This window comes from Dickeya poaceiphila (genome assembly GCF_007858975.2).
GTDB classification, from domain to species: domain Bacteria; phylum Pseudomonadota; class Gammaproteobacteria; order Enterobacterales; family Enterobacteriaceae; genus Dickeya; species Dickeya poaceiphila.
In genome coordinates, this window is the sequence record NZ_CP042220.2 from 1,961,971 (window position 1) to 1,975,381 (window position 13,411).

Below are 13,411 nucleotides of genomic sequence, written 5' to 3' on the forward strand. Positions count from 1 at the left end.
ATTGATTAGTTTCAATGCATTAAACGCATTGGGTTTTTCATACAGCAAATTTTCAGGAGTTCAGGGATGAAAGCGGTGAAGTCGTCACAGCGAGTCATGGTGTGGTGTCTGGTGTGGCTGACGGGGCTGCAACCGCTGCTGCCGGCATGGGCGGCAGGGGTGACGGTGGCGTCAGGGAACACGACGCTGGAGGCAGCGGGCAACGGCGTGCCGGTGGTGAACATCGCTACGCCGGATGCCGCCGGCCTGTCTCACAACCGCTATCACGACTTCAACGTGGACAACCGCGGACTCATTCTCAACAACGGCACGGCGCAGCTCAATCCGAGCCAGCTGGGCGGTCTGCTCCAGAACAACCCCAACCTGAACGGACGTGCCGCCTCGGCGATTATCAACGAGGTGGTATCGCCGAACCGCAGCCGGCTGGCGGGCTACCTGGAGGTGGCGGGTCAGGCGGCGAGCGTGATGGTAGCGAACCCGTACGGCATCACCTGTAGCGGCTGCGGCTTTCTCAACACGCCGCGTATCACGCTGACCACCGGCACCCCGCAGTATGACGCCGCCGGGGTGCTGAGCGGTCTGGACGTGCGCGGCGGGGACATACTGATAGACGGGGCGGGGCTGGACGCGAGCGGGAGCGACTACATTGCGCTGATAGCGCGCACGGCGAGCCTGCAGGCGGGGCTGAGTGCGCGCGAGGCTCAGGTGGTGCTGGGGGCGAACCGGGTGGGGACGGACGGCAGCGTGACGGCGCAGGGCGGGAGCGGGGCGTCGCCGGTGCTGGCGCTGGACACCGGGGCGCTGGGGGGCATGTACGCCAACCGCATCAGTCTGGTGTCGACCGAGCAGGGCGTGGGGGTGAACACGGCGGGGCTGAGCGCGCGGGAGGGCGACATCCGGCTGTCGGCGAATGGCCGGTTGCAGATAGGCAGCGCGATAGCACAGGGCGAGCTGACGGCGCAGGGCGGGACGCTGGCACTGCAGGACAAACAGCAGGCGCAGGGCAACATCACGCTGCGGGGTGAGCAGGGCATCACGCTGACGGGGAGCCAGACGCGGGCAGGCCAGCACCTGACGCTGTCGAGTGACGGGCGCATCGCGGCAGACACGGCACGCCTGAGCGCCGGGGTAAGCGACAGCGGGGCGGTGCAGCCGGGGTACGGGGTGAGTGTGTCCGGGGCGGAACTGGCGCTGGGACAGGCGCAACTGTCGGGGGACCGGCTGGGCCTGACGACATCGGGGGCGGTGAGCCAGTCGTCGGGCGGGGCCTGGCAGGCAGTAAGCGGGCTGACGGTGCGCGGTGGCGCGCTGTCGCTGGACGGTGACGCGGGGGCGCAGACGCTGACGGTCAGCGGCAGCGGGCTGAGCGGGTCGGGCCGCTGGCAGGCGACGGGCGACCTGTCGCTGGACGGGCTGGCGACGGCGCAGTGGGACGGCACGCTGCTGGCGGGAGGCGGACTGACGGTGAGCGCGGCGAGCCTGACCAACCGGGGCACGCTGGCGGGCGGTCAGGTGAGCCTGATGACGCCGGGGCTGAGCAATACGGGTACGGTGAGCGGGCGTCAGGTCGGGGTTCAGGCGGCGCAGTTGGTTAACGGCGGGACGCTGTCGGCGGACGAGGGGCTGTCGATACAGGCACAGACCGGGCTGGACAACAGCGGGTCACTGCTGTCGGGGAGCGCGCTGACGATACAGGCGGGGCAGACGGTCAACCGCGGGGTGCTGTCGGGTGACGCGGTAACGCTGAGCGGTGATGCGCTGTGGAACGGCGGACGGGTGCAGGGTCGCCAGTCGGTGGGGCTGACGGCGGCGACGGGATTCAGCCAGACGGCGGACGGCGCGCTGACCAGCGGCGGGCAGGTGACGGTATTGGCCGGTGCGGTGGATACCGGCGGCAGCGTAACGGCGCAGGGGCTGACACTGGACGGCGGACGGTGGCGCAATCAGGGCACGGTGAGCCTGGGCGGCGACGGGCGGCTGACGCTGGATGAACTGGATAACGGCGGGTCGCTGCTGGCCGCGGGGACGTGGGACATGGCCGTCGGGCGGCTGGGTAACAGCGGTACGTTGCAGGGCAGCGGACTGCGGCTGCGGGGCGACACGCTGGACAATCAGGGTACGTTTACCGGCACGACGCAGACGGCGCTGAAACTGGACGGGGCGCTGACCAACACCGGTCTGCTGAAAGGACAGCGGCTTGAGCTGACGGCGGCGGCGCTGGACAACGGCGGTACGCTGCTGGGGGTGGACGCGCTGACGCTGGCGATAACCGGAACGGCGCGCAATCAGGCATCGGGCCGGTGGCTGAGCCAGGGCGCGGGACGTCTGACGGCCCACACGCTGGACAATCAGGGAAACTGGCAGAGCGACCGTATTGATGTCATGGCGCAGGCCATCCGCAACGCCGGGCAACTGTTGGGTCTCTCCGCACTGACGCTGACGGCGGAAGACGCACTGACCAGCACCGGGACCGGCAGCCTGCTGACGCAGGGCGCGGCGGTGCTGACGGCGGCATCAGTAGACAACGACGGAGACTGGCAGGCGGGCAGCCTGCTACTGACGGCAGACCAGCTGCGCAACGGCGGGCGGATACAGAGCGACGGCGCACTCACGGTGGCGCTGTCACCATCGGGCCAGCTTTCCAACAGCGGGACGCTGGCTGCGAACGGCGAGGCGACCCTGTCGCCGGGCGTACTGGACAACCGGGGGACGCTGTCGGTGCGGGGTAACCTGACGGTCGCCGGGGCGGACCTGCGCAATGCGGGACAGATGGCGACACAGGGCGCGCTGACGATGAAATTGAGCGGGGACTATGACGGCGCGGGGGACCTGTACAGTGAGGCCGCGCTGACGCTGGACGGGGCGGATATCACCAACGGCGGCGGACACTGGCAGGGCAGCACGCTGGCGGTCACCGGATACCAACTGATCAATCAGGGGGTTCTGGCTGGCGAACGTATTGCGCTCAGCGGTCAGCAACTGGATAACACCGGCAGCATCACCGGGGGGCGGTCGCTGACGGTGACCCTGCCCGGTGGGCTGACCAACGCCGGACGACTGGAAGGACAGCGGCTTGAGCTGACGGCGGCGGCGCTGGACAACGGCGGTACGCTGCTGGGGGTGGACGCGCTGACGCTGGCGATAGCCGGAACGGCGCGCAATCAGGCATCGGGCCGGTGGCTGAGTCAGGGCGCGGGGCGTCTGACGGCCCACACGCTGGACAATCAGGGGCAGTGGCAGGGCGACAACCTGACGGTCACGGCGCAGACCCTGCGCAATGCCGGGGAACTGCTGGGGCTGTCGGCGCTGACGCTGACGGCGGACGACGCGCTGACCAACACCGGCAGACTGCTGACGCAGGGCGCAGTGGTGCTGACCGCGGCCCGTGTGGACAACGACGGTGAGGGACAGGCGGGGAGCCTGCTACTGACGGCGGACAGCCTGCGCAACGGCGGGCATCTCATCAGTGAGGGCGAACTACGTATTACGCTGCCGGCAACGGACGACACGCCGCTGCGGGCGGCACGGCAACTGGCGCAGGATGTACAGGCTGCGGGGCTGCCGGCAGGCAGCCTGAGCAACACCGGCACACTGGCTGCCGGGGGCGACAGCCGGATCAGCGCCGGGCGGGTGGAGAATCAGGGAATGCTGGCCGGCGGGGACCTGACGCTGAGCGCCCGTGACGTGATCAACGGCGGACGGCTGGAGAGCCGCACCCTGCAACTGACCGGCGAGCGGCTGGACAATGGCGGTACGCTGCTGGCGGAACGGGGCGGTGAGCTGCGGCTGACCGGCGCACTGAGTGTGGGCGCGGACGGCCAGCTGCTCAGCAACGGCGACTGGCAGGTGCAGGCCGGCGCGGTGAACACGCAGGGGCTGTGGCAGGGGAACGCCCTGACCCTGAACGCGGATACGCTGGCAAACGCCGGTTCGTTGCTGGCGACGGACGGCGTGACGCTGGCCCTGTTGCAGGACTATACCGGCGGCGCAGGCAGCCGGGTATTGGGCAACGGGGCGGTGACGTTGACGGCGGACCGGTTGTTCAACGCCGGGCGGCTGGAAGGACAGCGGCTTGAGCTGACGGCGGCGGGGCTGGACAACAGCGGCACGCTGCTGGGGGTGGACGCGCTGACGCTGGCGATAGCCGGAACGGCGCGCAATCAGGCATCGGGCCGGTGGCTGAGTCAGGGCGCGGGGCGTCTGACGGCCACTGAGCTGGACAATCAGGGAAACTGGCAGGGCGACAACCTGACGGTCACGACGCAGACCATCCGCAATGCCGGGCAACTGCTGGGGCTGTCGGCGCTGACGCTGACGGCAAACGACGCGCTGACCAACACCGGCACCGGTAGTCTGCTGACACAGGGGGCGGCGGTGCTGACCGCGGCCCGTGTGGACAACGACGGTGCGTGGCAGGCGGACAGCCTGCTACTGACGGCGGACAGCCTGCGTAACGGCGGGCATATCATCAGTGAGGGCGCGCTGCAAATCACGCTGCCGGCCACAGACGACACGCCGCTGCGGGCGGCACGGCAACTGGCGCAGGATGTACAGGCTGCGGGGCTGCCGGCAGGCAGCCTGAGCAACAGCGGCACGCTGGCTGCCGGGGGCGACAGCCGGATCAGCGCCCGTCGGGTGGAGAATCAGGGGATGCTGGCCGGTGGGGACCTGACGCTGAGCGCCCGTGACGTGATCAATGGCGGACGGCTGGAGAGCCGCACCCTGCAACTGACCGGCGAGCGGCTGGACAACGGCGGCACGCTGCTGGCGGAACGGGGCGGTGAGCTGCGGCTGACCGGCGCACTGGATGTGGGCGCGGACGGCCAGCTGCTCAGCAACGGTGACTGGCAGGTGCAGGCCGGCGCGGTGAACACGCAGGGGCTGTGGCAGGGGAACACCCTGACCCTGAATGCCGATACGCTCTCGAACAACGGTTCGCTGCTGGCGACGGATGGCGTGACGCTGGCCCTGTTGCAGGACTACACCGGCGGCGCAGGCAGCCGGGTATTGGGCAACGGGGCGGTGACGCTGACGGCACAGACGGTCAGTCAGCAGGGCGAGATGGGCGGCGACCGCTTGCAGCTCAGTACCGGGGAACTGACCAACGCCGGGCGACTGGTGGGCCTGTCGCAACTGGACGTGACCAGCCGGGGGCAACTGACCAATACCGCAGACGGGGCGCTGCTGGGTAACGGCGTCACCACGGTGACCGCGGACGTGCTGACCAACGCCGGGCGGTTGGAAGGACAGCGGCTTGAGCTGACGGCGGCGGGGCTGGACAACGGCGGCACGCTGCTGGGGGTGGACGCGCTGACGCTGGCGATAGCCGGGACGGCGCGCAATCAGGCATCGGGCCGGTGGCTGAGTCAGGGCGCGGGACGTCTGACGGCCACCGCGCTGGACAATCAGGGGCAGTGGCAGGGCGACAACCTGACGGTCACGGCGCAGACCATCCGCAATGCCGGGCAGCTGCTGGGGCTGTCGGCGCTGACGCTGACGGCAAACGACGCGCTGACCAACACCGGCACCGGTAGTCTACTGACACAGGGCGCGGCGGTGCTGCGGGCGGCGTCGGTGGACAACGACGGCGGGTGGCAGGCGGGCAGCCTGCAACTGACGGCAGACCAGCTGCGCAACGGTGGACATATTGTCAGTGCAGATGAATTGACGGTGGCGCTGTCACCATCGGGTCAGTTTACCAACACCGGTACGCTGGCTGCCGGGGGCGACAGCCGGATCAGCGCCCGGCGGGTGGAGAATCAGGGGATGCTGGCCGGCGGGGACCTGACGCTGAGCGCCCGTGACGTGATCAACGGCGGACGGCTGGAGAGCCGCACCCTGCAACTGACCGGCGAACGGCTGGACAACGGCGGCACGCTGCTGGCGGAACGGGGCGGTGAGCTGTGGCTGACCGGCGCACTGAATGTGGGCGCGGACGGCCAGCTGCTCAGCAACGGTGACTGGCAGGTGCAGGCCGGCGCGGTAAACACGCAGGGGCTGTGGCAGGGGAACGCCCTGACCCTGAACGCGGATACGCTGGCAAACGCCGGTTCGCTGCTGGCGACGGACGGCGTGACGCTGGCCCTGTTGCAGGACTACACCGGCGGCGCAGGCAGCCGGGTATTGGGCAACGGGGCGGTGACGCTGACGGCACAGACGGTCAGTCAGCAGGGCGAGATGGGCGGCGACCGCTTGCAGCTCAGTACCGGGGAACTGACCAACGCCGGGCGACTGGTGGGCCTGTCGCAACTGGACGTGACCAGCCGGGGGCAACTGACCAATACCGCAGACGGGGCGCTGCTGGGTAACGGCGTCACCACGGTGACGGCGGGAATGCTGGATAACGTCGGCGTGCTGCAGGGTGACGCGCTGACGTTGCAGGCCGGCACGCTGGACAACCGGGGCCGCCTTCAGGGCACGGCGGCACTGACGCTGAGCGGGGTGTCGCGCTATACCGGCAGCGACAACAGCCAGCTGCTGAGCGGCGGCACGGCGACGCTGGCCATTGATAACGCCGACAACGCCGGGCTGTGGCAGGCACAAGACCTGCGCTTCAGCGGGACGTCGCTGACCAGCCGGGGGCAGATAACCGGGCTGAACAGTCTGACGGTTGACGCGGCCAGCCTGAGTAATACCGGCCAGCTTGCCACCCAGGGGATGGCGACGCTGCACGGGCAGCAGTTTGACAACGGCGGCACGCTGACCGCGCTGGGCGGTTTTAACGCACAATTCAGTGACAACGTCACCAATCAGGCAGGCGGACAATTGCTGAGCGGCGGCAGCGGCCAGCTTGCCACCGGTACCCTGCGCAATCAGGGGGTGTGGCAGTCGGCGCGACTGTCACTGAACGCGGAGACGCTGGATAATCAGGGCACGCTGCTGGGGCTGGAAGACGGCACCCTGCAACTGACGGGGGCGTATCAGGGCGGGGCGGGCAGCCGGGTGCTGGGCAACGGCGCCTTCAGCCTGAGTGCGGCCACGATAGACAATGCCGGGCAGTGGCAGGCGCAGACCGTGACGCTGCGGGGCGGCAACCTGCGCAATCAGGGCACGATAACCGGCAGCGGACAGCTGACCGCCACGCTGGATAACACACTGGAGAACAGTGCCGGGGCGACGCTGCTGGGCGGAACACTATCGCTGGGCGGCGCGACGGTGAGCAACGCAGGACAGATAGAAGGCCGTAACGGCCTGACGGTACAGGGCGGCAGCCTGCTGAGCAACCTGAGCGGCGGCCAGCTGCTGTCGGGCGGCGCACTGACGCTGAATGCCGCGCAACTGACCAACGCCGGCTGGGCGCAGGGCGCGGACCTGATGCTGAACACCACGCAACTGGACAACACCGGCACGCTGCAGGCGCAGAACGGGCTGACGCTGCACCTGCCGCAGTGGAGCAACAGCGGGACGATGCAGGCCGGGCAGCTGGACATCACCACCGACGGGCAACTGGAAAACCGGGGCACGTTGCTGGGGCTGACTCGGCTGGCGTTGCAAGCGGCGGGTATCACCAACGCGGACGGGGCGCGGCTATACAGTGCGGGGGACCTGTCTCTGCGCACCGGGCAACTGACGCAGAACGGTCAGCTGGCGGCGCTGGGCAACCTGCAGGCCGATATCGGCGGCCCGTTCACCCTGACCCGTGCGCTGGCGGCGGGTGGGCAGCTGACGCTGAACGTGAACGGCGACCTGGTGCAGGCGGGGACGCTGCAAGGCAACGGGGTGACGGTGACCAGCACCGGCACGCTGACGCAGCAGGGCCGCATCGTGGCCGGCAATGGCGCGAGCGCGCTGTCGGCGGCGGCCCTCAGCCAGACGGAGAGCGGTAGCATTCAGGGCGGCGGGCCGCTGAGCCTGCGGGCCGATGGCAACATCACCAACCGGGGCTTTGTGGGAACGGCAGCGGACCTGTTGTTGCAGGCGGGCGGGCTGATAGACAACAGCAGCCTGCTGTACGGCGGCGGCAACCTGTGGCTGCTGTCGGACGCACTGGTCAACCGGTTCGGCAACATTCTGGCGGGGAACAGCCTGTGGATACAGCGTGACGCGGCGGGTAACGCCAGCAGCAGCGTACTGAACAGCTCAGGCACCATCGAAACCCAGCGCGGGGATATCACGGTGCGCACCGGGACGCTGACCAACCAGCGCGAAGGGCTGACAGTGACCGAAAGCAGCAGCTCGGCGGCGGATATGCCATCGTGGGCGGGGGGGCAATAGCACATATTCCAATGAGTTTATTTGGATATGACGAGTATGGACTTTATTTTGAGTTTGATGCTTCGGGTGATTTAATACCATATATCTCTTATTACACAACGAGTAAGAGTGCCAGTCTTAAGAAAGTTCCAATCAAAGATAATAGTGTCGTCGTATCAGCTCAGGGTGGATTATCCAGAATTAATTCTGCTAATGATCTAATTGTTTCAGCATCAGATGCTGTTATTAATAGTGCTTCATCCTTGATAGCTAATGGGAATATTGTTTTACGTGGTGACAAGCTAAATAACACCTCTTATGAAAGTGGTTCGACATATCAGTATTTGGTCTATGAAAGTATCGAAATGGATGTGAAAGAACCCGGCGATGTAAACTATCGACCAGATATGCAGCTTAATGGTTCTTATGTGTCAGCATATAATTCGGGGAGTTATGTTGGCGGATTTAACCTACGGAATTCTTATCCTTACGATAACGCACTTAGAAATTATCTAATTTATCGTCTTCGCGGTGAGCCTGTATATGAAAAAGTCGTTGGCCAAACCTACGCCGCGACCATTCAGGCGGGCGGCGCAATCACCGCTAATTTCACCCAGAACATCAGCAATACCAATCTGCAACCGGGCAGCGGCGGCTTTATCCCGGCGATAGCCACGCCGACGCTGGCGGGCGTGACGGCGCTCACCCCGACAGGGGCGCAGGCCGGGCTGGGGCTGAGTGGCGGCGGGGCATCGCCCGTCAGCGGCAGTGCCCTGTCGGGCGCGGGGGCGGCGGTGGCGCTGTCCGGTGAGATCGGTGGTCTCGGTGCCGGTTACCGCCCGGTCACCCGTGATGAGTCGGCATCGGCGGGCAATGCCTTGTCCGGGGCGGCGGTGGCGCTGTCCGGTCAGAGCGGTGGTCTTAATGCCGGTTACCGCCCGGTCACCCGTGATGAGTCGGTATCGGCGGGCAATACCCTGTCCGGGGCGGCGGTGGCGTTGTCCGGTCAGACGGGCAGCCCAGTGGCCGGTAACGGTGTGCCTGCCGGTAGCGCACTGACGCCGTCGGGTATTCCGGCCCTGAGTGCCGCCGGTGAGGTGCCGGTGGCCGGTGCGGCCCTGAGCGCGCTGTCGCTGAGCGACCTGCAGGCGGTACTGACGCAGGGGCTGGCACCGGTGGCTGGCCCGTCGCTCACTGACTACCCGCTGCCCACCAGCCAAAATGGGCTGTTCGTGGCGGATACCGCCGACAACAGCCGCTACCTGATACGCAGCAACCCGCTGCTGAGCCAGCTGGGTCAGGTGGACAACCGCCTGTTTGGCGACCTGCGCGGGCTGCTGGGGCAGACGCCGGGCACTACGGTGCCGGTGGAAACCAGCGCGACGCTGACCGACCCGACGCAATTCCTCGGTTCATCCTACCTGCTGGGCAAGCTGAATCTGGATGCGGAGCACGACTATCGTTTTCTGGGGGATGCGGCGTTTGACACCCGTTACATCAGCAACGCGGTGCTGAGCCAGACCGGGCAGCGCTACCTCAATGGCGTGGGGTCGGACCTGGCGCAGATGCAGCAGCTGATGGACAACGCGGCGGCGGAGCAAAGCCGGCTGAACCTGCAACTGGGGGTGAGCCTCAGCCCGGAACAGGTAGCGGGGCTGAGCCACAGCATCGTGTGGTGGGAGAGCATCACCGTCGGCGGGCAGACGGTGCTGGCGCCGAAGCTGTATCTGGCGCAGGCGGATAAAACCAATCTGCAGGGCAGCCGCATCGTGGCGAACAGCGTCAGCCTGAGCGCGGGCGGGGACATCGACAACCGCGGCAGCACGGTGACGGCGCTGAACGTACTGAATATCACCAGCGGGGGGCAGGTCACCAACAGCGAGGGCGGGCTGCTGAACGCGGGGGGCGCGCTGAATCTGGTGGCGCTGGGCAACCTGACCAACCGCAGCGCCACGATACAGGGCAATACGGTGACGCTGGCAAGCGTCAGCGGGGATATCGTCAACACCACGACGACCAGCCAGTGGCAGACGGCAGCGAGGGATGGCCGGGGCGGCGGGTCGCTGACGCGCACCGATATCGGCCAGACCGGGCTGATAACCGCACAGGGTGGGCTGACGCTACAGGCGGGGCACGATATCGCGCTGAACGGGGCGCAGCTGAGCGCGGGTGGGCCGCTGGCGCTGGCAGCAGGCAACGACCTCCGGCTGACGGCGCTGACCACGCTGACGGACACGGTAAACCAGACCGGCGGCGCCCACAGCGAGCGGCGCAGTCAGGGGCTGGTGCAAAGCCAGCTTGCCAGCGGGAGCGACCTGAGCCTGAGCGCCGGGCGCGACCTGGTGAGCACGGCGGCGCAGCTGGGCGCCACGGGCACCATGGCACTGGCGGCGGGACGGGACCTGAGCCTGCTGTCGGCCAGTGAAGAGCAGTTCGGCTCGAACGCCTGGAACCGGCATCTGGACTGGCAGCAGACGGTGACGCAGCAGGGCACGGCGCTGAACGCGGGCAAAGGCGTGAGCCTGCGGGCGGGTCAGGACCTGACGCTGCAGGGGGCGCAGGCGGAAACCCGCGGGGCGCTGACGGCGCAGGCGGGGCGTGACCTGAGCCTGCTGTCGGCAACGGAAAGCCGGCACGACTTTTTTGAAGAAACCACGGTGAAGAAAGGTTTCCTGTCCAGCACCACCACGCACACGCTGCGGGAGCAGGGGCAGACCACGGAGAAGGGGACGCTGCTGTCGGCGGGTAGCGTGGCGCTGACGGCGGGACAGGATATCGGGGTGCGCGGCTCGTCGGTGGCGGCGGACGGCGATGTGGCGCTGACAGCCGGGCGCACTATCAACACCGCGGCCAGTGTGGAGACCTACCGGCAGTATGAGGAGGTCAGCCGTAAGAAGAGTGGGCTGTTCAGCGGGGGCGGCATCGGCTTTACCATTGGCAGTACGTCGCAGCGTCAGACGCTGGCAGCGGCGGGGACCACGGAAAGCCAGAGTGTGAGCACGCTGGGAAGCACCAGCGGGACGGTGAGCCTGCGTGCCGGGCAGGACGTGAACCTGACCGCCACCGATGTGATGGCGGCGCGGGATATTCAGGTGGTGGGCAATACGGTCACCATTGACCCCGGTTACGACAGCCATCGTCAGTCGCAGACGATGGAGCAGAAAACCGCCGGGCTGAGCGTGGCCCTGTCGGGGGTGGTGGGGTCGGCGCTGAACAGCACGCTGCAGACGATGCAGGCAGTGCATGAGCAGAGCGACAGCCGGCTGAAGGCGCTGCAGGGGATGAAGGCGGTGTTGTCGGGGTATCAGGCGTATCAGGGCACGCAGGTAGATACCAACAACAAGGGGGCGTCGTCGTTTGTCGGCCTCAGCGTGTCGCTGGGGGCGCAGCGTGCCAGCAGCAGTCAGAGTAGCGAACAGTCGCAGAGTTTTGCCTCGACGCTGAGTGCAGGCCATGATATCAGCGTGGTGGCGCGTCAGGGCGATATCACCGCCGTCGGCAGCCAGCTGAAAGCGGGCAACAACGCAGAGCTGACCGCGGCTCGCGGGATTAACCTGCTGTCGGCCCGCAATACCGAGTCGCTGACCGGCAGCAACCGTAGCAGCGGCGGGAATATCGGCGTCAGTGTCGGGCTGAGCGGCAACAGTGCCGGGCTGAGCGTGTTTGCGAATGCCAATGCGGCCAGAGGGCGTGAGCTGGGCAGCGGCAACAGCTGGTCGGAAACCACGGTGGATGCGGGGCAGCGGGTCGGGCTGACCAGTGGCGGGGACACGCGGCTGACCGGTGCGCAGGTCAGCGGCGGGCGCATTGTGGCCGATGTGGGCGGCAACCTGCTGCTGGCCAGTCAGCAGGACAGCAACCGTTATGACTCGACGCAGACCAGTGTGTCGGCGGGCGGTAGCTTTACCTTCGGCACCTTCACGGGCAGCGGTTACCTGAGCGCCAGTCAGGATAAGCTGCACAGCAGTTATGACAGCGTGCAGCAGCAGACCGGGCTGTTTGCCGGTCAGGGCGGCTACGACATTCACGTCGGCAACCACACCCAGCTGGACGGGGCGGTGATAGGCTCGACGGCGGGTGCGGATAACAACCGGCTGGATACCGGGACGCTGGGCTGGAGCAATATCGGCAATCAGGCGGCGTTTTCGGTGTCGCACAGCGGCATCGGGCTGAGCGCCAGCCCGTCGCTGGGGATGTCGGACATGCTGAAATCGGCGGCGCTGACCGTGCCGTCGGCACTGATGTCGCTGGGGCGCGGCGGCAACGCCAGCAGTACCACCTACGCGGCGGTGAGCGACGGGGCGCTGGTTATCCGCAATCAGGCCGGTCAGCAGCAGGACATCAGCGGCCTGAGCCGTGATGTGGCACACGCCAGTAATGCGCTGAGTCCGATATTTGACAAGGAGAAAGAGCAGAAGCGGCTGCAGACGGCGCAGATGGTCGGTGAACTGGGCGCGCAGGTGATGGACGTTATCCGCACCGAAGGTGAAATCCGCGCGGTGCGTGCCGCGGAAGCCAGCGGCAAAGTGGACCGCCCGGCGGATAACGACTCCGACGCGGCGTGGGATAAATACCGGAAAGATCTGACACAAACGGCGGATTACAAGGCGGTGATGGCGTCGTACGGTACCGGCAGTGACCTGCAACGGGCGGCGCAGGCGGCGACGGCGGCCATTCAGGCGCTGGCCGGCGGGGGTAACCTGCAACAGGCGCTGGCGGGGGCCTCGGCACCGTATCTGGCGCAGCTGGTAAAAGACGTGACGATGCCGGCGGACGAGCGGAAGGCGACGGCCTCGGACATCGCGGCCAATGCGATGGGCCACGCGCTGATGGGAGCGGTGGTGGCGCAGCTGTCGGGTAAAGATGCGGTGGCGGGCGCGGTGGGAGCGGCCAGCGGTGAACTGACGGCGCGGCTGCTGATCATGAAGGAGCTGTATGGGGGGCGTGAGGCCAGCGACCTGACGGAAGCGGAAAAACAGTCGGTGAGTGCGCTGGCGTCGCTGGCGGCGGGACTGGCATCGGGGATTGCGTCGGGCAGCACCGAGGGCGCCGCCACGGGCGCCCAGTCCGGGCGTAATGCGGTGGAGAATAACCTTTTGTCTGCCAAACGCAGTCAGGAGCGTTACGAGAAACTGGCTGCCTGTAATGGCGACAAAGCTTGTGTTGCGGAGGTTCGTCGGGAGTTTGGGCCGGAATCGGATGAACAGCGGCAGCGGGT

Annotated in this window: 1 protein-coding gene and 1 pseudogene; both read left to right on the plus strand. The window is 67.1% G+C overall.

What is annotated here, in order from left to right:
- Positions 1–66 precede the first annotated feature (66 nt).
- Entirely contained in the window at positions 67–8,214 is an 8,148-nt protein-coding gene (locus Dpoa569_RS19805; protein ID WP_407643805.1) for a two-partner secretion domain-containing protein, read from the plus strand.
- Between the two features lie 533 nt (positions 8,215–8,747).
- A pseudogene (locus tag Dpoa569_RS19810) lies at positions 8,748–13,293 on the plus strand (hemagglutinin repeat-containing protein); the annotation flags it as partial.
- Between the last annotated feature and the right edge of the window lie 118 nt (positions 13,294–13,411).

What these genes read in the sequence shown, in the direction of transcription:
- Dpoa569_RS19805 (WP_407643805.1), top strand. Translation starts at nt 67, where the DNA reads ATGAAAGCGGTGAAGTCGTCACAGCGAGTCATGGTGTGGTGTCTGGTG.